We start from the raw sequence: 23,996 nt of genomic DNA on the forward strand, positions 1-23,996 counted from the left end.
GGAAGACCTTTGAGAACTTTAAAAAATTATTCAGGCACTGGACGGATAAGATAACCTGGATCGTAACGGGTTTATGGCAGATGTATAAAAATTTGATTCTTATGGCAAATATCCAGATATACAACTACGATAATTGTATCAGATGCTATTGCTGCCAGGAAATATGTCCAGAAAGTGCTATACAACTTAAAACTCCCTTTTTAAGGAAAATAATTTTTGCTTTCGATTATGTTATAAAGTGAAATCTTAAAAGAAATCTATTGATCTAACTTTATGGAATAAGCAGGTGAGTCAATTAAAAGTTTGTTTTTTATAATTCGTCGAGACATAACATAATGTTTTTTCCAGTAAGGATTACCGAGATCAGACATTATGACACCTTTTGATGTAGACGCATGAATGAATTTGTTCTTTCCAATATAAATCCCAACATGCCTTGGATAGGAGTGAGGCATGAAAGCAACTAAATCCCCTGGTTTCAATTGTGATTTATTTATTTTTATTCCCGCAGTAAAAAACTGTTTCGTTGTCCTTGGAACAGTTATGTTAAATAATTTTGTATATATGTAGTGTGCAAAACCTGAACAATCTATCCCTCTTTTGCTGTTTCCTCCCATCTTATGAGGAGTTCCTTTCCATTTTTCAAATTCTTTCAGGATTACATTTTTAATAGAATTTTTGTCAGATTCTTTAGGTTTTGAAATAGTTTGTTCGTTATCATCGATAATTTTAAATTTATGCTGTTTTGGTGAGCAGCTAAAAAATATAGCTATTGAACTTAGTATTAATAAAATTTTAAATAATATTGCCATGTATAATAATAATTTTTAGTTTTGCCAGAATTGTTGTTATTATTTATTTTTATCTGCGATTTTTTCAATAACTGTTGTTTTTGTACAGGCCAATTTTGGGGATGCTCCTTTTGATATTAAGTTATTTGTTTTCTTTGTTGTATTTATTGTTAATGACAGGGGGTTGTCAAGGAGAAGACAGCAAGCGGTAAAGCAAGCAGGAAATTATGCAGCACATCGACGGGGATTAAACCATCAAAAAAGGGTAGGGCGCAAAACAGGGCGCATTTTTTTCAATTTGTGCCGGTTTAACGAGAATTTTGAGTGGAGCCAATGTACGGATTCGAACCGTAGACCTGCTCATTACGAGTGAGCTGCTCTGCCGCCTGAGCTACATTGGCTTGCTGTAAAGATACTATATTAAATGGAAATGTTCAAGCTGCCGTGCAACAGGATTTCCTTTTTTGCTTGACAACCTACAAGCTTAGAAAATAAGTAGTAATATAAATTGTTTCATCAGATAGTTGAGCTAAAAGGATTGTTTTACATGGATATGAAAAGAGATTATTATGAGGATGTACAACTTTTAACATCTCCGTCTGTTATTTTCTGGTTTTTAGTTTTAATCGGATCTCTCTATTTATTTCCCTTGGTTGTAAATAATTATTATATCTATGTGGCCAATTATATTGCCATTAATATCATTGTTGCTGCAGGCTTAAATCTTCTGGTGGGATATACAGGGCAGATTTCCCTTGGTCATGCCGGATTTTTTGCCATTGGTGCCTATGGAACGATTATTCTGATGGTTAAGGCAGGATTCCCATTTCTTCTGGCCCTGCCATGTGCCGCTTTTATTGCAGGTTGTTTCGGGTTCCTGCTGGGCCTGCCTGCGCTTCGGCTTGACGGGCCCTATCTTGCCATAGCCACACTGGGATTTGGATTGACCATTACCCAGATTATCGGGCGGATTGAACTTTTTGGTGGCAGGGAAGGTATCCATGCACCAGACATCACCATTGGCCCCTGGATTCTGGATACGGATAAGGAGTTTTATTACCTGTTGATCACCCTGACAATTTTCCTGCTGCTTTTTATGCGGAATATGATCAGGACCAGGGTAGGCCGGGCATTTATTGCCATCCGGGATGCTGATATTGCGGCCCAGACCATGGGGGTGAATATCCTTTACTACAAAACGCTTGCCTTTGCAGTGAGTGCATTTTATGCCGGCATTGCAGGTGGTTTATATGCCTTTGTTTTAAAGTTTATTGAGCCGGAAATATTTACCCTGATGATGTCCATCATGTTTCTGGCCATGGTAGTTGTGGGAGGTCTTGGTTCCATGATGGGCGCCATTGCAGGTGCTACGCTTCTTTGCTGGCTGGATTTGAAATTGAGGAATATTCTTGATATCCCCTATGTCGGTGAATGGCTGGAGCATCTTTCTAAAAGCTGGTTTTCCATTACCGGTGTATCCAATATTCAATATATTGTATTTGGTTCTATTTTGATTGCGATCATGCTGTTTGAACCCCTTGGGCTCTATGGCATATGGATTCGAACGAAAAAATATTGGCGAACCTGGCCTTTTTAATATGGAGACCTAAATGATTGATTTGATCCAGATGGTTGTCAACGGTATTGCAGTGGGAAGCTCCTACGCCTTAATGGGTCTTGCCATGGTCATCATTTATAAAACATCTGAAGTACCCAATTTTGCCCAGGGTGAAATGGCCCTTATTTCATCTTTTTTTGCCATGATGCTCTTAACCTCTTTCAATATGTCTGTATATCTTGCTTTCTTTTGGGCATTCGTATTCGCAGCTCTTTTGGGATGCTTTTTAGAATTTGCAATTCTTAGGCGGGCAAAGGAACCCAATGTCCTGGGGATGATCGTCATCACCATTGGTATTGAGATGGTTCTTCTAGGATTTGTGTCATGGAAATTTGGTGCAGACCAAAAATCCATGCCGTTTCCAATAAGCCCCTATGACAGCTTTATTATCGGGGATATTTTTATCACCAAACTTGAAGTTTTGACATTGGTGGTAGCCTTATTATTAATGAGTGTACTTTATTTATTTTTTAAATATTCAAAACTGGGACTTGCCATGAAAGCCACCTAGCAAAACAGTGTAGCCGCACAGATTGTCGGGGTGAGAACCAATCGGATTATGATGATGACCTGGGGGATTTCTTCTCTTGTGGGAGCTGTGGCAGGCCTGCTGCTTTGTCCGATCATCATGCAGCCTTTTATGATGTGGGATCCCATGCTCAAGGGATTTGCTGCAGCTGTCATGGGGGGAATGACCTCTTTGCCAGGCGTTGTTATTGCTGCCTATATGCTGGGGATTATTGAAAATCTGTTTGGCGGATATATATCCATTGAGTTTAAATCAGTGGTTGCTTTTGTCATTATTGTGCTTGTGTTGTGTGTTAAGCCAAGCGGTCTTTTTGCCAGGCATTATGTAAAAAAGGTTTAATTCAGGTTTAACTCGGGTTTTAATCAGGGAATACGTGAACGTAATATAGAACCAATGATTGTTTAAAAAGGAGGGAATGATGAAAAAAAGATTAATGCTTGTTTTATTTGTTTCGTTGGCTTTTTTGTTGAGCTTTGCTCCAAACCTATGTGCTGAAGAGGGTGTGACAGACACGGAAATCCATCTTGGGCAGTGGGGCCCTCAGACCGGCCCTGCAGCGGCTTGGGGTAATGTTGCAAGGGGTACAGGCGATTATTTTAAATGGATCAATGACAATGGCGGTATTCATGGCAGAAAAATTGTTTACCACATGTTTGACGACGGATATAATCCAGCCAAAACAAAGGCCGGGGTTAAAGAACTCCAGGAAGGCACAGGGATGTTTGCCTGGGCCTGTGGCGTGGGAACATCTCCCGGGCTTGCGGTAAAAGATTATCTGGCTAAAAAAAATATTCCCTGGGTAGGGCCTGCTGCAGGTTCCTTGCACTGGGTAAATCCTCCCCAGAAAAATCTGTTTGCCGTCTATCCGCTGTATCATGGTGAGGCAAAAGCACTTATTAAATACGCCATTGAAAAAATGGGGAAAAAACGGATTGCCATTGCTTATTTGAATGATGAATATGGGAAGAACGGGCTGCGAGGGGCTCTTGCAGAACTAAAAGCTCATGGCATGAAAGCAGTTGCTCAGGTGTCCATGGAAAATAAAGATACCGATTTTAAACCCCATGTGATGAAGCTAAGACAATCCAAGGCAGACCTGGTATTACTGTGGACAGGAGTGGGACATTCTGCAAGAATTGTCGGAACAGCCAAGGCTATGAAGTTTGAACCCCAGTTCATGAGTACCAGTACCACCTCTGACTTTCCTTTGATGATGAGTATCACAAAAGGTCTTTGGGAAGGTGTGATTACCGCTACGCTGGGTGAGCTTCCTGATTCTGATCACCCTTTGCTTAATAAATATAAAAAAGAAGTGTTTGATAAATATGCAGCCAAGGAAGAAAGATGGGGCGTTTTTTATTATGCCGGCATCATTTTTACCGAGCCTATGATTGAAGGATTGAAAGCTGCAGGACGTGATCTGACAAGGGAAAATTTTATTACGGCTATGGAAGGGATAAAAGGATTTAAAGGGATCGGCCCTGAAGTTAATTATAAACCTTATAACAAGAATGACATGTATTCACGGCAAGGGGCCTCCCAGACATTTTTGGTTCAGTGTCTTGCCGGTGGAAAGTATAAGAAGCTGACGGACTGGATGAGTATAAAATAATATGGAATCCTCTTTTTTTCTGGTTGACCACCTGTCTATTTCCTTTGGCGGGATAAAAGCCCTCCAGGATATCAGCTTTACCATGAATAAGGGTGAGATCTTTTCTGTGATCGGTCCCAACGGTGCAGGAAAGACCACCCTTTTCAACTGCATATCCGGGCTGTACAAACCGAATCAGGGAAGCATCCGGTTTAAAGGCAATTGTCTTGAAGACAAAAAGCCAGACACTATCGCCAGGATGGGCATTGCCCGGGCATTTCAGAATATTGAGCTATTTTCCCATATGAATACCATGGAAAATATTATGCTGGGCCGTCATATCCGCATGGAAACAGGACTTTTCAGAGGTATGTTCATGTGGGGAAAATCTTCTTTTGCAGCCAGAGAAGAGATTCAACACAGAGAAAAAGTGGAAGAAATTATCGAATTTCTGGAGCTTGAGAATGTCCGGGACAAGTTTGTGGGAGCTTTACCCTATGGGACCCAGAAGCTTATTGAACTTGGAAGAGCTCTTGCCCTGGAACCCTCCCTGCTCCTGCTGGATGAGCCCTGTGCCGGCATGAATTCGGAAGAAAAACAGGATATGATTTTCTGGATCAAGGATATTCAGGATGAGTTGGGGATTTCCATTTTGCTCATTGAGCATGATATGAAAATGGTCATGGATATTTCAAGCCGTGTTCTGGCCATTAATTTCGGAAAGCAGGTCACCCTTGGAATCCCTGAAGAGGTCCAGCAGAATAAAGAAGTCCTCAAAGCCTACATTGGGGAGGAAAACTAAATATGCCGGATCTGCTAGAAGTAAAAAATATCGAGACCTATTATGATCTGGTTTATGCTATCCGAGGCGCTTCTTTTGCCGTGGAAGAGGGAAGCATCACAACCATTCTGGGCAATAATGGAGCAGGAAAATCAACCATCTTAAAGACCATCATGGGCCAGATAGAAGACCAGCCAGACAAGGGCATCATTGAATTTGACGGTATTCCCATTCAAAAATGGGATACTGATAAAATTGTCCGTAAAGGTATTGCCTATGTGCCGGAAGGTCGGGAAGTATTTAAGGAACTCACAGTTCATGAACATCTATTGATGGGTGCCTATCTTCGGAAAGACTCGTCAGGGATAAAACAGGATATTAAACAGGTGTTTGAGTATTTTCCTGTTTTAAAGGAAAGAACCAACCAATGGGCAGGCACACTCTCGGGTGGAGAACAGCAAATGCTTGCCATAGGGAGAGCTTTGATGCTCAGACCCAGACTGCTGATCCTTGATGAACCGTCTTTAGGGCTTTCCCCCATTCTGGTCAAAGAAATTTTTTCTATTATCACGGAGATAAATTCCAAAGGAACCACCATCCTTCTGGTGGAGCAGAATGCCAATATGGCCCTTTCCATTTCTTCCACCGGCCTGATCCTTGAAAACGGTCGGTTTGTAATGAAAGGAAAAGCAAAAGATCTTTTGGAAGACAAGGATGTCAAAGAGTTTTATCTTGGCATAAAATCCGAAACTTCTGCTAAAGGCTACCAGCGATGGAAAAGAAAGAAAGCATGGCGATGAAAAAGACAGAACCCATATTTGAGACGATTCCCCAGGTGTTTAATCAGACGGTTAGCCAAAACGGTTCAAGGGTTGCTTTGCGAACAAAAGAGTTGGGTATCTGGCATGATATCACCTGGGATGAATACCATGACAAAGCAAAAAAAGTGGGATGTGCCCTGGTATCCATGGGGTTTGCAAAAGGAGATAGTGCCTGTATTATCGGCGATAACAGCATTGAGTGGGTGATGGCTGATCTTGGGATTCAGTGCGTGGGTGGAGTGTCGGTCGGGGTCTATGCCACCAATGCCTGGCAGCAGGTGGAGTATGTGGTCAATCATTGTGATGCCAGGTTTTTATTTGTGGAGAATGAAGAACAATTGGACAAATGGTTGATGTTCAGACAGAATGCGCCGCTTTTAAAAAAGGTTATTGTATGGGACACAAAGGGACTTCTGGCATTTACAGATCCCATGGTGATGACCTTTGATCAACTCCTTGAAAAAGGCAGCAAAGCAAATGAAGCGCATCCATCTCTTTTTGAAGACAGGCAGGCCCAGGTCAGGCCGGATGACCTTTCAGTGATCATTTATACCTCGGGCACCACAGGTCCACCCAAAGGTGCCATGCTCACCCATAAAAATGTGACATGGATGCCTGGGGCTATTGACAGCACTTTAAAAATATCTAAAAGTGATAATGTTTTGTCCTTTTTGCCATTATGCCATATTTTTGAAAGGCTGTTCAGCGTTTTTATTCCTTTAAAGTTTGCTTATATTGTCAATTTTGTGGAAAAGCCGGATACGGTTATGCAGAATATGATGGAAGTCTCTCCGACCTTTGGATATGGTGTCCCAAGGATCTGGGAAAAATACTATTCCAATATCATGATCAAAATGGCGGATGCCACGTGGTTCAAGCGGTTTGTCTTCAATGTTGCCCTGAAAATAGGTGAAAAACGGGCGGATTGTGTAATGAATTTTAAGACACCTGGTCTTTTTCTCAAAGGTTTTTATTTCATTGCCTGGTTTACGATTTTCAGAAAGCTGAAAGAACGACTTGGCTTTGAAAATATCCGGGTGGCGATTTCAGCGGCAGCTCCCATTTCAAAAGAGGTGCTGCGCTTTTATCAATCCATTGGAATGAACCTGATCGAAGTGTATGGACAGACTGAAGGCACAGGTGCTACCACAGTTTCTCCGGAGGATAAAACAAAATTTGGAACCGTGGGAAGACCACTTAAAGACATAGAGATTAAAATTGCGGAAGATGGTGAAATCCTTGTCAGGTCTCCAGGGGTGTTTAAAGGATACTATAAAAGCGAAAAAGCAACGGCTGAAACTATTATTGATGGCTGGCTTTACTCAGGAGATGTGGGCGAAATTGATGGGGATGGGTTTTTAAAAATAACAGACCGCAAAAAAGATATTATCGTAACAGCGGGCGGTAAAAATATCACCCCTCAGTATATTGAGAATAAACTCAAGGCAAGTATTTATATCAATGATGCTGTTGTGATCGGAGACAGGCGAAAATTTTTATCCTGCCTGATTATGATTGATGAAGACAATGTTGTGAAATTTGCCCAGGATAACAAAATTCAGTTTTCAACCTATAAAGATTTAACCTGTGACGAACAGGTGATTGCGCTCTGTGATCGCGAAGTTAAAAAGGTAAATGAAACTCTTGCCAGGGTTGAAAATATCAGAAAATTCACCCTTCTGCCCAAGCGGCTTTACGAAGAAGACGGTGAAGTGACCCCCACCATGAAAATTAAGCGAAAATTCGTCAACGATGCGTTTAAGGATTTGATAGAAGCCATGTATTAGGTTTTTCTTAAAAGGCGTACTTTTTCAAAATAGGTGTTGCGGCAGAGATCTTCAACTTCCAGCATAGTACGAAAGGCATCGGAAAAATTATTTTTTCCAATCGTAAACAGACCATGACCATAAACAATGGCACTGTTTGCCTGTTCAAGCGCCAAAGGCAGCGTATTACAAAGTCCGAAAGGGCCTGTGCCGACTTCGCCCGGCACAATGGGGGTGCACCCCACAAGCCTTTTTTGAGGACATTTGATGTGGCATTGTTCTTTAAAATTACAGGCAGCTTTCTCAACAGGGTCGCAATCCATGGATAAAATAACCGAGAATTTGGGATGGCCATGGAGGACGGCCTTGCAACGGGTGTGGGAAATGGTTGCAAGGTGGGCTGTCAGTTCACTTGAGGCGGTAAGACCGGCACTGGTGGAACCGTCCAGGGGAACCGGATCAATGCATCCGCCAAGCTCATCCAGAGAGCTTCCGGTTTGACTGATGTAAAGGGTTTCGTTCCAGAAATAGGAGACATTGCCGAAATAGGAGTCCACAAGTTCATATTCAACCGTTTTTTGACCGGCCTCAATAATGGCTGAATAAACGGTTTCTTCAGTTGGGAAAGGTGACGGGATAAATTCGGGCATTTTTTTTTGTATCGGTTTCACATACGGGATGATGGAGTCAAACAGATCGTGGGCATCTGCCGTGGCAAGTCCTGTTTGAAGTGCTTCCAGATAATCTGTAAAAAATTTAATAAAACTTGCAAAACAGACAGAGCTTATGGTTACAAATCCCTGTTCCGGACTTACCATACCATGGGCAACAATTGCAGGGCCTTTGAAATTGTCATCTGTTTTTCCAGGTGCAATGATTACGCTTTTCCTTTTTTTTAACACCTGGATGATTTGGCCTGCACAAAATTTTTTGATCACGGGCAGATCATGGAGAAAGGTTCTTGTCTCACAATCTTTTGGCTGGATCAAACCATTGGATTTAAGGGCGCCTTCTGCCAGAAAGTTTATGAGGCTGCCATAGGGTTCCCGGGGCTTTAAAAAAACCAGAGAGTTTATATCCAGTTCTTTAAAAACATTTTCCAGAAGACGGGTCTCATCTGCCTTGCGGTTCCAGACAAGGGTATCATCCAGCCCGCCAATCAATGGCTGAGAAGGGCCAGAGTTCAGCCCCAGTCTTGCCTGAATCAGTTTGTTCGCATATTTATTTACAAGTTGTTCCATAAAAGTCCAAGTGTTTGTGCTTTATCTTTCAGAGGCATACCATTGATGGTAAGCCCCCGGATATCATAATACTTTTTTCGGGCATCCAGAAATACATCTCTGTTGATGGGGGGAATACAAATATTATTTGTGCTTGATCCGGCTTCCGTGAAAAATCGATCCGGCAGGTCGTCATCGTTTGCGTCAAAGCCGTTCAGCGCGTTCATGATTCGTTCATTATAATAAATGCATTCCCCTTTTTTCAAGAGATCCTGGGCACTGGTTTCAATTCCTGTGACAGCTTCATAGGCAGTTGCATATTCTTCCAGGCTGGCAGCAAAAAAAGTAAACTTGCAGGCGATAAGTGAGTCCACAACGGCATTCAGATCTTCAGCAATCTTTATGATCCTGGCCTTGCCGCTGAAACTGAATCGATCCGTGGCCACAGGTTTCCTGAAAATTTCATGACTTATGGGATAGGCACGCAAATGACATCCGCCCCGGGTGGACAGGGCATATCCCAGTGCCATGCCGTAAGCTCCCCGGGGATCATAGGCCGGAAGTTCCATCCCTTTGACAGCCATAGCGGCTTGAGGGGCTCCCATTTTTTTTGCATACTTTTTTGCTCCCAGGGCAAGATCTTTTCCTTCACCTTTTCCAAAAGCAATATCATCTAAAAGAGATAAGACCTTGTCCGGTGTGTAATCAAGGCCGGTTATTTCACGCCTGCAGGCCAGAGTTGACGCCACAGATATGGTATCCATGCCAAAACAATTGCATCGTTCATTGGCTTTTATGACCAGGTCGGTATTTGCGCACCCGATCAAGGCTGTAAAATGAGACATGGTCTCAAACTCTGGCATAGCCATGGATTGTCTGTTTCTTGTCCCGATTTTTTTGCAAAGAATATGGCAGCCAAGGCACCCGTGTTTTTTGGGCCCATAGGTTTTGGCGTAGGCGGCTGCATTGAGTCTGGATGCGTGCTCAAAACGGGTGCGCTGAAAATTATCAGTAGGCATCATTCTGCGGTTGTCCATGAGATCATATACCGCCCCTGTACCAAGGCAGGTGAAGCCGAACTGGCCCATAAGTGCAGGAGAGGCGGCTGTAAGTCTTAAGATGTCTTCTCTTGCTTCTTTCAGTTTTTTGGGATTTTTGACCTTACTATGACCTGTGCCGTCCACCAGGAGATATTTGATTTTTTTTTGGGCAAGGCAAAGTCCAAGCCCGCTTCTGCCGGCAGCGAAATGGCGGTCTACTATTATGGAAGCAAACCGCACACCATTTTCAGCCGCCGGCCCTATAGATGCTAAAGATGCATTTCCCGGCCTGATTTGTTTATGGACAGCATTTGTATCAAGCCCCCATAATCCGCTGGCTTCTTTAAACTCTACCCGGTTATCCTTTATCGTAATGCCGACAGGCGTTTTGCTTTTGCCTTTGATGACAATGCCGTCCCACCCTGCCCGTTTAAGCCGGGTGGCAAGCTTTCCGCCAACGGAGGAATCTCCCACAAGTCCTGTAAGCGGTGATTTTGAGAGGATATGGGCACGTCCTGATGTAGGGGATATGGTTCCTGTGAGAGGCCCGGTAAATATACAGATTACCATGTCGGGATGATCCCAGGGCAGTGTTGCACATTGTCTTAAATATCTGCCGCCTAATCCTTTGCCACCGACATACCGGTTAAATATGTCGAGACCGGGTTTCTCAATTTCAATGCTTTTTTTTGTCAGATCAATTACCAGTATGTTTCCGGCCCATCCGTGCATATAAGTTCGAATCCTCTTTATTTTGCCGGTCCATGATCTTTGGGGCGAATTCCCCATATCGCCCTCTGTTGGCCGCAGCGGTTATTTTTTTATCAATATCATACGATGATCAGAAATGATACAAAGCACTTCAAAGTTTTACACTATACAAACCAAGGCGCAATATGTCATAGTATCCGGTAAATCAGACTGGAGAAAGGTACCTCATGAATTTGTTTGCTATATTGTCAAATATCGGATTGCCGGATATTCTTGATATTTTGTTTATTTCGATTGTCTCCTATCAGTTTTATATCTGGTTTTGGGGCACCAAGGCTTTCAAAGCCCTGATTGGCATTGTTCTTTTAAGCGGGGTCTTCATTGTGGCCAAATCCTGGGGACTTTTTCTAACCACCTGGGTGTTTCAGATTTTGTGGCAGGTCTTTGTGATCCTCTTGATTATCTTGTTTCAAAGAGAAATCAGGCAAATGCTTGAGCGGTTTAACCCCCTGAAAACTATAGGATTTAAACATAAATCAGCAGCCGATGGCTGGGTTCCGGCGTTTGCAGGCTGGGCGTTTGATGTGGCAAAAAAAAGAATCGGCGCGATCATTGTTTTTGAAAGAACAGACCTTGTATTTGATTTGATCACAAAAGGGATTTCCATGGAATGCGACCCTCAACCTGAAATATTGGGCTCCATTTTTTATAAAGAATCTCCTCTGCATGACGGGGCTATCCTTATTTCCAAAGGGAAAATTTTAAAAACATCCTGCTATCTGCCCTTATCTGCAAGAGAAGATTTGCCCCAGGAATGGGGAACAAGACACAGGGCCGCTCTAGGGCTGACTGAACAATGCGATGCCTGGGTGATGATTATTTCAGAGGAAAGAGGGGAAGTCTCCTTTGCTGTTGATAATGATATTCGAAAAGTGAACGATGAAAAAGAGTTGGTTGCTCTTCTTGAGGACGCGGTCTTTGACTTTAAAGAGACAGATACGGATGTTAAAGAAAAGATAAAATTTTGGTTTACCAGGCGATATAAAATTAAAATAATAGTTTTTGCTCTGGTTTTTATTATGTGGCTGCTTTTTGCAGGGCAACAAAATTTTGAAAAGAAAATCAATCTGCCGCTTAACTTCAGAAATACCCCGGCAGGGCTCATGGTATCTCAGCCGGTTGATCCAAAAATTTCTATTATCTGTCGCGGACTTAGGAAAGATGTCAGCCTGTTGGATGAAAATAATATCATCACTTCTATTGACTTGTTTTCAGCAAAGTCCGGGACATCCTTTTACAATATTACCACGGGAAATTTAACACTACCCAATGACAGAGTTCACATTGTACATATCACCCCGGCAAGGATTGAGTTGACACTTGGAAAGAGACCAAAATCAGATTAAAGAGAAAAAGAGCTATTGTTTCATTCCAGTGCTCAGCAGCACTCGCCACTGCCACAGGAGGCGTTTTCTTTTCCTTTTATCCAAACCTGGATAATATAGGCGGCTCAGCCGACACCCGGATTGACGAATATGGCCTGGGAAGGACAATTGTTAACACAGGCACCACATTCCATGCAGGCATTAAAATCAACAATATGGGCTTTGTCCTGCTTCATTTCAAAAACTGCTTGAGGACAGACTTCGGTGCACAAGCTACAGCCGATACATTTTTCTTCATTGAGTACCAGGGTTGATACGTCATCTAAATATTTTAAATTTTCCATATTTAAATCCTTCAGGGTTTAGGTCAAAATGCAGAATATATCCAGAGCCCGGATGAAATTACCAGGCAAACCAATTGCACAGGGAGGTACCGTTTCATTTCTTTTTCAACCCCTGAGGGTGACGTAAACGGTGTTGCCCCGGTAAAATTCATAGCCAGATAAGAACTGATGGTCACGCTGAATAAAAAAAGTGCCAGCAATCCTGCAAAGCTACTAATGGCAAATGATATTATAGTCATCAGGGGTATGGCAAAAATACTTCCGGTAATGATTCCCTTGAGAGCAAATTCCCTGGATGGGATAAAAGGAAGCAGGACCGGGGTAACAAATGCACCTGAAAATATTCCTGCCGAAAGGGCAAAAATAGAAATTATCCCTCTTTCCCAAGCCCCGGAAAAAGAAAAAATATCCGGTCCAAAACCGGAAATGATGAACAGAATAAGTGCTGTGAGCAAGGCTGGTTTCAGCACGATTTGAATCTCTACAGGTGCCAGGATGAACCGTTCATACAGCTTAAATGTGACCTGTCTCATCTTTTTATCCGCTTTTCTGTTATTTTTTAGAAAAATCGGGATATCTTTAGCCCGTATCGGACCATACACCACCCTGAATCCGGACTGCTTTTTGACATCTCTTGCCGCTACGCCTGTCGCTCCCAGTTGAGGAACAATGACCCGTTTATGATCCACGATCTTTTCAAGGGAGCAGTCTTTAATCTTTTTCACAAGTTCCCGGGTTGAAAAGGTTCCCTTCCCTGCCGCGCACCATACATTGATCCCTTTTGTATCCAGTACCAGAATCCATGCATCGATGTCATTAAGTTCCTTTCGTAAATGATCAAACGTTAATTTAAAATTTGCAGTAACAAGAACCTCGGAATTTTTATCCGGTTTTCCGATGGCGTAAAGTCCGGGAGCCACTGTATAGGTATGCCGATTGATGCCGCACCTTACGTAAAAGGTTGAAAAAAGGTCTTTTTTCCCAAGCTTTGATTTGATGATGGGAATAAGCCCTGCATCGGTTTTAATAAATCTGTTCACATAGGAGCACAGTTTAAACCCTGGTTTCTCATAATCTGCCATGGGGTTGGAAAGTTCAGTCGAGCTGCTTAAAGAGGCCTCATCCATGGAGGACAGGATATTAACGCCGGAGGTTGATCTTTTCATGCCCTGTATCCGGCCTCATTTATTTTTTTAATCGCTTTGTCAACAAGTTCTGAATTATCAGCATTAAAAGATGCCTTTTTTGCATTAAGATCAACAGATACATTGGAAATGCCGTCTATTTCTTCAAGAGTCTTTTGGACCATTCCCGAGCAATGGCCGCAGCTCATACCTTCTACATTCAAAGTTACTTTTTGTGAAGCCATGTTTAACCATCCTTTTAAAAAGTTAAAACCGATTTCAGTTGAATCATACCATATAAGTGTATAATAATGATCAAAAAATTTTCGTCAACATGTCGGCAATACGTTACCGGCGGTAATATTTGAAAAAGGATGTATGACTTGAAAGAATTAAAAGGATCACAAAAAAAGTATTTACGGGGGCTTGCCCATAATCTGAACCCTTCTGCTTTTGTCGGTCAGAAAGGAATTACCGGCATGCTTATTGGAGAGATTGATCAGGCCCTTGAAGCAGCAGAGCTGGTCAAGGTAAAATTTAATGATTATAAAGAAAAAGATCAGAAAAAATTTTTAACAAAAGAGATTGCGAAAGCAACCCGCTCCCATATTGCCGGCATGATAGGGCACGTAATTATTTTGTATCGTCAGCATAAAGATGTGGAAAAACAACAGATCAGATTGCCTTAACCCTCATGTTCTTAGAGATCATTGCTGTTTAAGAATTTTATAGCCTGTTTTTCCGACCAGTATAAGTTTTCCTTGTTAAAGGAGACGAATCCCACATGCCCTCCTGATTCCGGCATGCTGAGTGTTATATGTTTGTTGGATCCGGCCTCTTTGACGGGGAAGCATGCTTCGGATAAAAACGGATCATTAACCGCATTGATGATGAGTGTTGGAACAGTGATATCGGGAATAAATGGTTTGCTGGAACATTTTTTCCAATAGTCATAGGCATTTTTAAACCCATGAACGGGGGCTGTATACCTGTCGTCAAATGCCTTAAAGTCTTTGATCTTATCATACCCTTTATCATCAATCAGTCCCGGCAGGATTTCCATTTTTGCCTTGATTTTCTGATGCAGCATTATCAGAAATCGCTTCATATAAATTTTGTTTGTAGGCTTTGCTAAAATTTTTGAGCTGGCTTTTAAATCACAAGGGACAGAGAACACAACCGCTTTTTTGACAATGGGATCAGGCGTTTCCCTCCCCAGATACAAGAGGGTCAGGTTCCCGCCGAGGCTGAAGCCGACAAGAGCAATCTCTTTATACGGATATCTGTGTTTGGCATGATGGATCACCCAGGACAAATCATCAGTCACTCCATTGTGATAGGATCGAAGCAGGCGGTTGGGTTCACCGCTACAGGATCTGTAATTCCATGCCAGAGCATCCCAGCCACCATTGTTGATGGCTTTTACCATACCCTTGACATAAGCTCTGCTGGTATTGCCTTCAAGTCCATGGGATACAATGGCAAGCCTGTTATTGTTATTTGTTGACCAGTCGATATCAAGAAAATCATTATCAAAGGTTGTAATCCTTTCTCTTTTGTAGCAAACAGAATCAACTTTTCTGAAAACCACAGGAAAGATAGTCTGAATGTGACCGTTTCCAAAAAGAAAGGGAGGGATATAAATATTTTCAGGCACAGACATGTTCCTTATTTGTACTGTTTAATTGTTTATAAATTTGATACATTATTTTTTCTATGATGTAAAATTTTAATTAAAATAAGGATACAGCTAACCCATGAAGGTTGGAATTATCGGTCTGCCTCAGACAGGCAAAAAAACATTGTTTCAAATTTTGACAGGAAATGAGATTAAAGAACCGTCCAAAGCGTTTAAACCCTTGCCCGGTGCCGCAGACATTCTTGATTCAAGATTCAATAAACTTGTTGAAATGTATGAACCCAAAAAAAATGTGAGGGCAAGAATTGATCTTGTTCTACTTCCAAAAATGGAAGCTGAAACCATTTCCAAAGGTGAGATTTTCAGAGATATTGCAGATATGGACGCCATTTGTCATGTGGTTCGTGCTTTTGAAGATGATGCCATTTACCATGCCCAAGGGTCTGTGGACGCCATAAGGGATTTTGAGATGGTTAATTCTGAATTGATCATGCACGATCAGATATTTGCTGAAAAACGTATCGAACGGCTTGAGGCCATGGTTAAAAAGATAAAGGATGAAGATCAGCAAAAAGAACTTGCGCTGATGAACAAGTTAAAAGATACCCTTGAAGTGGAAAAACCACTAAGATTGATTGAATTAATGGATGATGAAGAAAAGATGATTAGAAGTTATCCCTTTATTACAAGGAAAAAATTGGTCATTGCCGTCAACGTGTCTGAAGACGATCTCGGAAATGAGGTTCTTTTGTCATCATTCAAACAAAGCTGTGAAACCCAAGAAATGGAAGTCATGCTGGTGTCTGCAAAGGTTGAGGCAGAAATTGCCATGCTGGATACCCAGGAAGAAAAAGATGAATTTTTAGAAGACCTTGGTATAACGCAAACAGCCCTTGAGAGTCTGACAAAGCTTTGTTTGAAGTCTTTGAACCTGATTTCCTTTTTTACGGTTGGAAAGGATGAGGTCCGGCAGTGGCTGGTCAGAAAGGGTGCGAAAACGCCCCAGGCTGCGGGAGTAATTCATTCCGACCTTGAACGAGGTTTTATCCGGGGTGAAGTATTTAAATATGATGAACTCATGGAAGCAGGCAGTGAAGCAGAACTTAAAAAGGGCGGCAAAATTTATGTGGAAGGCAAGGACTATCTTGTCGAAGATGGGGATATTTTAAATATCAGGTTTTCCGTCTGACCGGACTATCAGATAATGTTACTATGTGCCGACAGGACGTATCACCGGGTTTATTCCAAATTTGTCCTTGAGAGGAGAACCAGCTTTTTTGTTTTAGTCAGGAAAAACTTCTTTATAATTCAATAATTTTTCGCGCGTTGATCTTACAGCATTCAGCCCTTTTACAATCTTATTTTTTGTTACAAGGGTTGGATCTATCAACATCCTTTCCGTCTGGCTTATCACCTTTGTGCTCACATTAGCGTATTTAGAAAGAGCCGTTATGGTGAGTCCCTGACCGACCCGGATTTCCTTAAGCCTGTTCAGCCCAATTTCCTTAAGCTTATTCAGCCCAATTGGTATAAATCCGTTTTTCCCATTTCCCATTTTTTTTCCCATTTTACAGTCCACGCCGTCCTTGGCCTATGTCTCACAAAAATGAACCGATAACACATACACCAGCCAACGAAATATTTGAATAACATCAATTTGTCAAGAACTTTTCCTATTGTCAAGAACTTTTCCTATAAATTCCGGAAATTTCCCATTTTTTGCGATGAAACAAATTGAGGATACTTTTTACCAGTATGTCATTGCTTTTTTATTCGTGTAGAGTGATGTTGTTTACCACAATCTCCCGTCCGATACCATGATACTCAAACCCCCTTTCCATCATTTCTTCAGGGTCATACTGGTTTCTGCCGTCAAAAATGATTTTATGTTTCAAAAGATCTGACAAAGCCTTGAAGTCAGGCTGCCGGAAGGCCTTCCATTCCGTTGCCAACACCATAGCATCGGCTTCTTCAACAGCATGGTACTGATTGTCCGCAAACATAAGCCGGCCATCCTCAAACCATTTTTCAGGGAACTCTTTTTTTGCCTGATCCAGAGCCACAGGGTCATAGGCCCTGACACGGGCACCGGCTTTTATCAGCTCTTCAATCAGAACAATGGAAGAGGACTCTCTCATATCATCGGTGCCAGGCTTGAACGACATTCCCCAGACACCAAACATTTTATCTGTCAATTCACCGGAGAACCGGGCATTGATTTTTTTCACCAGAACACGCTTCTGCTCCATATTTCGCTTTTCAACCGCATCCAGAAGTCCTGGCTCAAACCCCACTTCCCGGCTGGATCGTATCAAGGCCTTTACATCCTTGGGAAAACAAGACCCCCCATATCCGCACCCCGGATAAATAAAGGAATATCCGATCCGGGTATCAGCTCCGATACCTTTTCTGACATTTTCAACATCCACTTCCAGCCGCTCGCAGATATTGGCGATTTCATTCATAAAGGATATTTTGGTGGCCAGCATGGAATTGGCTGCATATTTGGTCATCTCCGCATCCCGGACATTCATGAGAATCAGTTTGTCCCGATTTCTGGAAAAGGGCGCATATAAACGCCTCATGATCTTGGCTGCCCTTGGAGAATCCGTTCCCATCACAATCCTGTCCGGCTTTAGAAAATCTTTAACCGCAGCCCCTTCCTTTAGAAACTCAGGGTTGCTGACCACATCAAATTTTATATCTTTCCCCCTTTTTTCCAGTTCAGTTTGAATGATTGCCCTTACCTTATCAGCTGTGCCGACAGGTACAGTAGATTTGTTTACAATAACGGCATACTCATTTATATTTTGTCCAATTTCTTTTGCCGCATGGAGAACATATTGAAGATCTGCAGACCCGTCCTCGCCCTGAGGTGTTCCAACGGCAATCAAAAAGACAGTGGACGTTTTTGCCACCTCGGACAGGCGGGTGGAAAAATTTAAAAGCCCTTCTTTATAATTCTGAAGCACCAGGGATTCAAGACCTGGCTCATAAATCGGTAAAATTCCTTTTTTCAGATTTTCAATTTTTTTAGTATCAACATCCACACAGGTTACACGGCTTCCCATTTCTGAAAAACATGCCCCTGTCACAAGCCCTACATATCCTGTACCGATAATCGTAAGTTCCATTAATTTAAATCCTTATTTTTATGAATAACAAAGTATTATCAAAAAGTTATTCTTTGGCGTTTTCGTATGCCTGGGAAAGCCTCTGTTTCAGATATTCAATTTCATCCTTGTCATATTCATACAGGTCAAAGCAGTATCCGTCTTCACCAAGGAGGCCTTCGGGGATGAGGTCGCCGGTTTCTTCAGGATCGGTTATCATCTCACCATAGAAGCAGACAGACAGCCATCTGTCATCGGGATCATCATCTATGATATCCACCATGGCAAACAAAGAGCGGTTTTTCTGGCTTTTGTGCCTTGGGCGTAAAGAATAGCTCACTTTTGGCCTTGCATGGAATTCCAGGGTGGTATCCTCAAGTGTTTTTAAGTGTTCATAAATTTGGATAAACGCCTGTTTTGTTTTTGAGTCGGTTTCATTCCAGTTATCAATAAAGTTTTCAAGTTCTTTCATTTTCTATTCCTTAATGTGTTTCAAGAGATGTCCAAGTTCAGGAAATATCAGGGCATTGCAGGCCAGCTTGCAGGCTTTGATGCTGCCCGGCATGCAAAAGATAATGGTCTGCTTTATGATTCCGGCGGTTGCGCGGGAGAGGATGGCTGCCGAATCAATCTCTTCAAAGCTTAGCTGGGCAAAAAGAGGGCCAAAGGCGGAAAGCTCTTTTTCAAACAAGGGCTTGACCGCTTCAATAGTAACATCTTTGGGGCTGATGCCGGTACCGCCTGACATGATAATGGCATCAGGGCAGATCTGATCTGTTACATGTTCGGTTAATTCCCTGATGGCGACAATATCATCGGTTATGGTTTGATGAATCACCACTTCAAATCCTTCTTTTTTTGCCTGTTTTTTTATCCATGCACCGGACTTGTCTTCAGTGAGATCTCTTGTTGTTGAGACTGAAATAACGGCAATTTTAATGTCATCCGGTACGTTTTTTTTGTGTAAAAATGTGCTCATGTCTTAATCCTGTTCAATATAAACTATATCCTGCTTGTCATGTTCGACAACCAGGACATTGATCATATCCTGATGTTCGGTGTTGATTGAGATTCCTTTGTAATCCGCCTGGATGGGAAGTTCCCTGTGCCCCCTGTCCACCAGGATGGCAAGTTCAATACGGGAAGGCCTGCCAAAATCCATTAAGGCATCCATGGCAGCCCTGATGGTTCGCCCTGTAAACAGCACATCATCCACAAGGATAATATCCATGTCATCCACACAAAAAGGAATATTAGATGGTCGTACGATCGGCTGGTGGCTGATTTTTGTCCAGTCATCCCTGTACATGTTGATATCCATGCTGCCAACAGGCAGTGCCACATTCTCTATTTTTCGGATCTGATCAGCCAGCCTTTTTGCAAGAAAATCCCCCCGGGTCTGTATCCCGACAAGGGCAAGGTTTTGGGTCCCTTTGTGTTTTTCTATTATCTCATGGGACATTCTTGTGATGATCCTGATAAAATCCTGATCGTTAAGGATGGTCTTTTTTTTTTTCATATAACGGGCTTCCCTTGATTTATATGTATTTTAGAATGTGTATCATCTTTTTTTATGGTGGGCAACACCTTGATTTTAACTTTGAGTTGCTATAATTTCAGTGTAAGATAAAATTTTATCTTTGAGCAGGAATAGTGTGAATGAAATTTGACTGTACAGGTGTGATACTGGCCGGCGGGAAAAACAGCAGGCTACCGGGAAAGAAGAAGGCCTTTAGAAAGATCGGGGATTTCATGATTATTGAAAGTATTTATGGATTGCTCTCGAATCTGTTTAAGGAAGTCATTATCGTGGTAAACGAACCAGAAGAGTTTGCCGGATGGGACATGACAATTGTGACGGATATCATTCCTTCAAAGTGCGCGCTCGCAGGTCTTCATGCAGGTCTTTTTTATGCATCTTATCCATATGCGTATGTAGCGGCCTGTGATACCCCTTTTATCGAGCAGTCGGTTGTTGAATATATCGTGGGCCAGATTCAGCCGGGGTATGAAGTGATTATTCCCCGCACGGATGACGGGCTTGAAGCATTGTCTGCCGTGTATTCAAAGGATTGTATTCCTTTGATAGAGGAGAATCTCAAAAAAAATATTTTTATGATTAAAAAATTTTTCAGAAAAAAAAAGGTCAAGGAGATTCCAGTGGAACAATTAAAAATGCTGGACCCCAAAATGAGGTTTATCTTTAATGTGAATACACCAAAAGATCTTGAGAAAGCCAAAATAATCGCAAATAAAACAGGGCAGTAAATAAGGGGAGAGATATGAATATAGCAACAATGGTAGAGCAGATAAAACAACATCCTGATTACCATAAGGCTGGGATGATTTTATGCCATAACGGTGTGGTCAGAGCCACGTCCCGGGAGGGCGATGAAGTGACCGGACTTGAAGTTGTTGTGGACCATGACAGGCTGGATCAGATCCTTGATGAACAGAAAAAAAGGCCGGGTATTATTGATATCCTGATTCATATCAACGAGGGGAAAGAACTTGCTGTTGGCGATGACGTGATGTTTCTGGTGGTTGCAGGGGATATCCGGGAGAATGTACTTGAAGCATTGACGGATACATTGAATTTAGTGAAGACTGAGGCAACAAGCAAAAAACAATATTTTAAATAGGTAAAAAAATGACGGATTTTACACACCTTGATAAAGACGGCAGGGTCAGAATGGTGGATGTGGGAGATAAGGCCGAAACCAAGCGGGTCGCCGTTGTTGGCGGGAAGATCTCAATGGAACCCGATACCCTTGACAGGATCATGGATGAAAAAGTGAAAAAGGGAAATGTTCTTGAAGCAGCGAGGATTGCCGGTGTCATGGCAGCAAAGAAAACATCGGATTTGATTCCCATGTGTCACCCGTTAAATATCACTCATGCCAGGATCGATTTTTCCTTTGATAAGGAAAACCATGCCATTGATATTGAAGCCGAAGTGTCGCTGACAGGAAAAACCGGCGTTGAAATGGAAGCATTGACGGCTGTTTCCGTCGCGGCCTTAACCATATATGACATGTGTAAATCCTATGACAAGGCCATGAGAATATCCGATATCTATCTGAAATCCAAATCAGGAGGTAAAAGCGGAACATATTCTGCAAAATAGTGTGATTACTCTTGAAAATCTGGCATATCTGGGGAGTGGTTTTTGTGTGGGGGTACTTGTCTGTGCCATCCTTGCAAAATCAGGGGTTCTGGTTTTTTCAAAAAAGTTGAAAAATTTGTCTAATGAGGCATTGTTTGATAATTCCGCTAAATTTATTGAGCTTGCGGATAAATATTTTTCTTCCTATGTGAAAGAGGCCAGAAGAGATTTTGATATCAAGGGAAATGAGATTTTAAGAACGGTTGATCCTGTCCGACAGACCCTTGATAAATATGAGGCCCATTTAAATGTTATGGAAAAAGATAGAGAAAAGGCCTATGGTTCCATCACTGAAAAGCTCCTGGAAATGGGAAGGAACCAGAACCTTCTTCATGTTGAAACCGGAAATCTTGTTAAGGCATTAAGGGTTCCCCATGTCAGGGGGCGATGGGGGGAAATCACCTTAAAGAGAGTGGCTGAACTGGCCGGGATGGCCGAGTATTGTGATTTTGAAGAACAACTTTCATCCGGGAGCGGCAAGGGTTCTGTCAGACCTGATATGGTGGTCACTCTGCCGGGAAACCGTAAAATTATTATTGATTCCAAGGTTCCTTTGATGGCCTATCTTGATGCGCTTGAAGCATCCGGGGAAGAGGAAAGGAAAGACCGGATGAAAGATCATGGGCGTCAGGTAATGAAGCATATTTTAAACTTATCGTCCAAGAATTATTTTAAAGAGATTTCGCCAACCCCTGAATTTGTCGTGCTGTTCATCCCGGGAGAAAATTTTTTCAGCGCTGCTTTGACAGTGTGTCCGGATCTGATTGAAAAGGGGATAGAAAAAGGGGTGATCCTTGCCACGCCTACTACGTTGATAGCCCTTTTAAAAGCGGTTTCTTATTCCTGGAAACAGAAAAAAAGCTATGAAAATGCAGAAGAGATCAGAAATCTCGGGATTGAGCTTTTTTCCAGGCTTTGCAGTATGACCGACAATATCAACCGCCTTGGAAAGGATATTGAAAAGTGTGTGACAACCTATAACAGGACGGTGGGAGCAATGGAAACTAGGGTTATGTCTACGGCTAAAAAACTGGAAAGCCTTGACGTCTCTTCTCAAACCATGGATGATCTACATAAAATAGATTATTCAAAAATGTTTACCAAAGAATTTAGCAAGCGATATCAAGATGATGAATAAAATGTCAATAAAACAGACAGGGGTTTTCTTCCTTGTAATCATGGTATGTTTTTTTACCGGATGCTTTCCCGGAATCAGAGAAGAAATTACACAGTTTAGTTCCCTGAAAAAATTGAACCCCAAGAAACATCCTTTATTTATTGATAATTTGGATTTTAAAGGGTTGGCAGCTTCCATTGATCACAGTCTTGAGTATTTTAAAAAGGTACCCTTGGAACGAAAATATCACTATGGAAAAGAGATATATACGGCTGCCCATATGATTGCATCTTTGGAAACGTTTAAGGCATTTTTGGAAAAAAAGCCTTCCACCAAAGTTTTGAATGCATTTATCAGATCCAGTTTTGTTGTTTATGAAGCAGCAGGGAACGAGGATGGCGACGTACTTTTTACCGGATATTTTGAGCCGACCTATGAGGGGAGCCTTAAAAAGAGTACTGCTTACCCATATCCGGTTTATTCCAGACCTGATGATTTACTGGAAATTGATTTGTCAGCATTTTCAGATCAGTTTAAAGGTCACAACCGCCTGATGGCAAGGGTCAACGATTCAAAAAATAGGGTGGTGCCATATTATTCAAGGAAACAAATTAATTTTATAGAAGATTTCCACACAAGATCAGTGCCCGTCGTATGGGTCAAAAGCCGAGTAGATCGTTTTTTCTTGGAAATTCAGGGATCGGGAATAATTGATTTGGGCAAAGGGGAAATATTAAGGGTTCACTATGCCGGGACCAACGGGAACGCATATCGATCCATCGGGCGATATCTGATCAGGAAAAACGAGATTTTAAAAGAAAACATGTCCATGCAGGCTATCAGAGCCTGGCTTGAGCTGCATCCTCAAAGAATGGATGAAGTCCTGCACCATAATGAGAGTTTTGTGTTTTTCCAAAAAGAAGAAGGCGGTCCTTATGGCAGTCTTGGTGTTGAAGTTACGGCCTTGCGATCCATTGCCACGGACAGAAGATTATTCCCCAAGGGAGCCTTGTGCTTTATGCAGGCCCAATTGCCGGATACCGTAAATATTAATCCTTTAAATGAATGGGAAAAAGCTTCTTTTTTTGTATTAAACCAGGATACGGGCGGAGCCATTAAAGGACCTGCAAGGGCGGATCTTTTTTGCGGAAACAATAATTATGCTGAATTTACTGCGGGCCATATGAATAAATATGGGAAATTATTTTTTCTTGTCCTTGATCCGGATCGAGGTTAATAT

26 protein-coding genes, 1 tRNA gene and 1 pseudogene are annotated in these 23,996 nt (G+C 42.1%); 15 read left to right on the forward strand and 13 right to left on the reverse strand.

The features are described from left to right. Nucleotides 1-101: 101 nt before the first annotated feature. Complete coding sequence (locus tag QAI40_RS17145) at nucleotides 102-242, forward strand: 4Fe-4S binding protein (protein ID WP_367278835.1); 141 nt, start codon at nucleotides 102-104, stop codon at nucleotides 240-242. Nucleotides 243-257: 15 nt separating this feature from the next. Here QAI40_RS17145 and QAI40_RS03090 read toward each other — a convergent pair whose 3' ends face one another. Then, nucleotides 258-812, reverse strand: coding sequence for a C40 family peptidase (locus QAI40_RS03090; protein ID WP_299977534.1), 555 nt, complete (start codon nucleotides 810-812; stop codon nucleotides 258-260). Between the two features lie 304 nt (nucleotides 813-1,116). Then, nucleotides 1,117-1,192 (reverse strand) — tRNA-Thr (locus tag QAI40_RS03095). A gap of 146 nt (nucleotides 1,193-1,338) precedes the next feature. On the opposite strand from QAI40_RS03095, the gene QAI40_RS03100 reads away from it, so the two are divergent. The 6 genes and pseudogenes from QAI40_RS03100 (at nucleotide 1,339) to QAI40_RS03125 (ending at nucleotide 7,918) form a co-directional block, all read left to right on the forward strand. Then, the gene (locus tag QAI40_RS03100; RefSeq protein ID WP_299977537.1) at nucleotides 1,339-2,388 is read left to right on the forward strand and encodes a branched-chain amino acid ABC transporter permease; all 1,050 of its coding nucleotides are present in this window, start codon (nucleotides 1,339-1,341) and stop codon (nucleotides 2,386-2,388) included. Nucleotides 2,389-2,419: 31 nt separating this feature from the next. Continuing rightward, a pseudogene (locus QAI40_RS03105) lies at nucleotides 2,420-3,277 on the forward strand (branched-chain amino acid ABC transporter permease). Between the two features lie 79 nt (nucleotides 3,278-3,356). Continuing rightward, complete coding sequence (locus QAI40_RS03110; RefSeq protein WP_299977539.1) at nucleotides 3,357-4,550, forward strand: ABC transporter substrate-binding protein; 1,194 nt, start codon at nucleotides 3,357-3,359, stop codon at nucleotides 4,548-4,550. Between the two features lies 1 nt (nucleotide 4,551). Next, on the forward strand, nucleotides 4,552-5,331 hold the full coding sequence (locus QAI40_RS03115; protein ID WP_299977542.1) for an ABC transporter ATP-binding protein: 780 nt from the start codon (nucleotides 4,552-4,554) through the stop codon (nucleotides 5,329-5,331). A 2-nt stretch (nucleotides 5,332-5,333) separates the two neighbouring features. After that, entirely contained in the window at nucleotides 5,334-6,110 is a 777-nt protein-coding gene (locus QAI40_RS03120) for an ABC transporter ATP-binding protein (protein WP_299977545.1), read from the forward strand. Continuing rightward, nucleotides 6,083-7,918 (forward strand): AMP-dependent synthetase/ligase, encoded by a 1,836-nt coding sequence (locus QAI40_RS03125; protein ID WP_299977548.1) that lies wholly within the window; start codon nucleotides 6,083-6,085, stop codon nucleotides 7,916-7,918. The genes QAI40_RS03120 and QAI40_RS03125 overlap by 28 nt, the downstream gene beginning before the upstream one ends. Here the strand turns inward: QAI40_RS03125 and QAI40_RS03130 are convergent. After that, entirely contained in the window at nucleotides 7,915-9,138 is a 1,224-nt protein-coding gene (locus tag QAI40_RS03130; protein WP_299977551.1) for a class II aldolase/adducin family protein, read from the reverse strand. The genes QAI40_RS03125 and QAI40_RS03130 overlap by 4 nt on opposite strands. Further along, on the reverse strand, nucleotides 9,123-10,946 hold the full coding sequence (locus tag QAI40_RS03135) for an aldehyde ferredoxin oxidoreductase family protein (protein WP_299977554.1): 1,824 nt from the start codon (nucleotides 10,944-10,946) through the stop codon (nucleotides 9,123-9,125). Before QAI40_RS03135 ends, QAI40_RS03130 begins: the two co-directional genes overlap by 16 nt. Nucleotides 10,947-11,095: 149 nt before the next feature. Between QAI40_RS03135 and QAI40_RS03140 the strand changes: the two genes are divergently transcribed. After that, complete coding sequence (locus tag QAI40_RS03140) at nucleotides 11,096-12,274, forward strand: diadenylate cyclase (protein WP_299977558.1); 1,179 nt, start codon at nucleotides 11,096-11,098, stop codon at nucleotides 12,272-12,274. 32 nt (nucleotides 12,275-12,306) lie between these two features. On the opposite strand, the gene hgcB is transcribed toward QAI40_RS03140, so the two are convergent. Genes hgcB through QAI40_RS03155 form a run of 3 tightly spaced genes read right to left on the reverse strand, consistent with a single transcriptional unit; the run spans nucleotide 12,307 to nucleotide 13,966 of the window. Next, the gene (gene hgcB, locus QAI40_RS03145) at nucleotides 12,307-12,597 is read right to left on the reverse strand and encodes a mercury methylation ferredoxin HgcB (RefSeq protein ID WP_299977560.1); all 291 of its coding nucleotides are present in this window, start codon (nucleotides 12,595-12,597) and stop codon (nucleotides 12,307-12,309) included. 23 nt (nucleotides 12,598-12,620) lie between these two features. Next, complete coding sequence (hgcA, locus tag QAI40_RS03150; protein ID WP_299977562.1) at nucleotides 12,621-13,763, reverse strand: mercury methylation corrinoid protein HgcA; 1,143 nt, start codon at nucleotides 13,761-13,763, stop codon at nucleotides 12,621-12,623. Further along, on the reverse strand, nucleotides 13,760-13,966 hold the full coding sequence (locus QAI40_RS03155; RefSeq protein ID WP_299977565.1) for a heavy-metal-associated domain-containing protein: 207 nt from the start codon (nucleotides 13,964-13,966) through the stop codon (nucleotides 13,760-13,762). The genes hgcA and QAI40_RS03155 overlap by 4 nt, the downstream gene beginning before the upstream one ends. A gap of 129 nt (nucleotides 13,967-14,095) precedes the next feature. On the opposite strand from QAI40_RS03155, the gene yhbY reads away from it, so the two are divergent. Continuing rightward, nucleotides 14,096-14,410, forward strand: coding sequence for a ribosome assembly RNA-binding protein YhbY (yhbY, locus tag QAI40_RS03160; RefSeq protein ID WP_331520615.1), 315 nt, complete (start codon nucleotides 14,096-14,098; stop codon nucleotides 14,408-14,410). An 11-nt stretch (nucleotides 14,411-14,421) separates the two neighbouring features. Here yhbY and QAI40_RS03165 read toward each other — a convergent pair whose 3' ends face one another. Then, nucleotides 14,422-15,378, reverse strand: a complete 957-nt coding sequence (locus QAI40_RS03165) for a YheT family hydrolase (protein WP_299977571.1) — start codon at nucleotides 15,376-15,378, stop codon at nucleotides 14,422-14,424. A gap of 100 nt (nucleotides 15,379-15,478) precedes the next feature. Between QAI40_RS03165 and ychF the strand changes: the two genes are divergently transcribed. Further along, nucleotides 15,479-16,549 carry a redox-regulated ATPase YchF gene (ychF, locus tag QAI40_RS03170; RefSeq protein WP_299977573.1) on the forward strand — a complete coding sequence of 357 codons (1,071 nt, stop codon included), beginning with the start codon at nucleotides 15,479-15,481 and terminating at the stop codon, nucleotides 16,547-16,549. Between the two features lie 93 nt (nucleotides 16,550-16,642). Here the strand turns inward: ychF and QAI40_RS03175 are convergent, their stop codons facing one another. The 5 genes from QAI40_RS03175 to pyrR form a co-directional block, all read right to left on the reverse strand. After that, a complete protein-coding gene (locus tag QAI40_RS03175) occupies nucleotides 16,643-16,927 on the reverse strand; it encodes a helix-turn-helix domain-containing protein (RefSeq protein WP_299977576.1) in 285 nt (94 codons plus the stop codon). Nucleotides 16,928-17,129: 202 nt separating this feature from the next. After that, the gene (locus tag QAI40_RS03180) at nucleotides 17,130-18,494 is read right to left on the reverse strand and encodes a UDP-glucose dehydrogenase family protein (protein WP_299977579.1); all 1,365 of its coding nucleotides are present in this window, start codon (nucleotides 18,492-18,494) and stop codon (nucleotides 17,130-17,132) included. Nucleotides 18,495-18,540: 46 nt separating this feature from the next. After that, on the reverse strand, nucleotides 18,541-18,945 hold the full coding sequence (locus QAI40_RS03185) for a hypothetical protein (RefSeq protein ID WP_299977581.1): 405 nt from the start codon (nucleotides 18,943-18,945) through the stop codon (nucleotides 18,541-18,543). Between the two features lie 3 nt (nucleotides 18,946-18,948). Further along, the gene (locus QAI40_RS03190) at nucleotides 18,949-19,452 is read right to left on the reverse strand and encodes a MogA/MoaB family molybdenum cofactor biosynthesis protein (RefSeq protein WP_299977584.1); all 504 of its coding nucleotides are present in this window, start codon (nucleotides 19,450-19,452) and stop codon (nucleotides 18,949-18,951) included. A gap of 3 nt (nucleotides 19,453-19,455) precedes the next feature. Beyond that, nucleotides 19,456-19,992 (reverse strand): bifunctional pyr operon transcriptional regulator/uracil phosphoribosyltransferase PyrR, encoded by a 537-nt coding sequence (pyrR, locus tag QAI40_RS03195; RefSeq protein WP_299977587.1) that lies wholly within the window; start codon nucleotides 19,990-19,992, stop codon nucleotides 19,456-19,458. 140 nt (nucleotides 19,993-20,132) lie between these two features. Between pyrR and mobA the strand changes: the two genes are divergently transcribed. Genes mobA through mltA form a run of 5 tightly spaced genes read left to right on the forward strand, consistent with a single transcriptional unit; the run spans nucleotide 20,133 to nucleotide 23,993 of the window. Continuing rightward, complete coding sequence (mobA, locus tag QAI40_RS03200; RefSeq protein ID WP_299977589.1) at nucleotides 20,133-20,741, forward strand: molybdenum cofactor guanylyltransferase; 609 nt, start codon at nucleotides 20,133-20,135, stop codon at nucleotides 20,739-20,741. A gap of 14 nt (nucleotides 20,742-20,755) precedes the next feature. Further along, entirely contained in the window at nucleotides 20,756-21,115 is a 360-nt protein-coding gene (locus QAI40_RS03205) for a molybdenum cofactor biosynthesis protein MoaE (RefSeq protein ID WP_299977592.1), read from the forward strand. Between the two features lie 8 nt (nucleotides 21,116-21,123). Continuing rightward, nucleotides 21,124-21,600 (forward strand): cyclic pyranopterin monophosphate synthase MoaC, encoded by a 477-nt coding sequence (moaC, locus tag QAI40_RS03210; RefSeq protein ID WP_299977594.1) that lies wholly within the window; start codon nucleotides 21,124-21,126, stop codon nucleotides 21,598-21,600. Nucleotide 21,601: 1 nt separating this feature from the next. Next, on the forward strand, nucleotides 21,602-22,777 hold the full coding sequence (locus QAI40_RS03215; protein WP_304511450.1) for a DNA recombination protein RmuC: 1,176 nt from the start codon (nucleotides 21,602-21,604) through the stop codon (nucleotides 22,775-22,777). Nucleotide 22,778: 1 nt separating this feature from the next. Beyond that, complete coding sequence (gene mltA, locus QAI40_RS03220; protein ID WP_299977600.1) at nucleotides 22,779-23,993, forward strand: murein transglycosylase A; 1,215 nt, start codon at nucleotides 22,779-22,781, stop codon at nucleotides 23,991-23,993. The last annotated feature ends 3 nt before the right edge of the window (nucleotides 23,994-23,996 follow it).

Source organism: Desulfobacula sp. (assembly GCF_030611305.1).
GTDB lineage: Bacteria > Desulfobacterota > Desulfobacteria > Desulfobacterales > Desulfobacteraceae > Desulfobacula.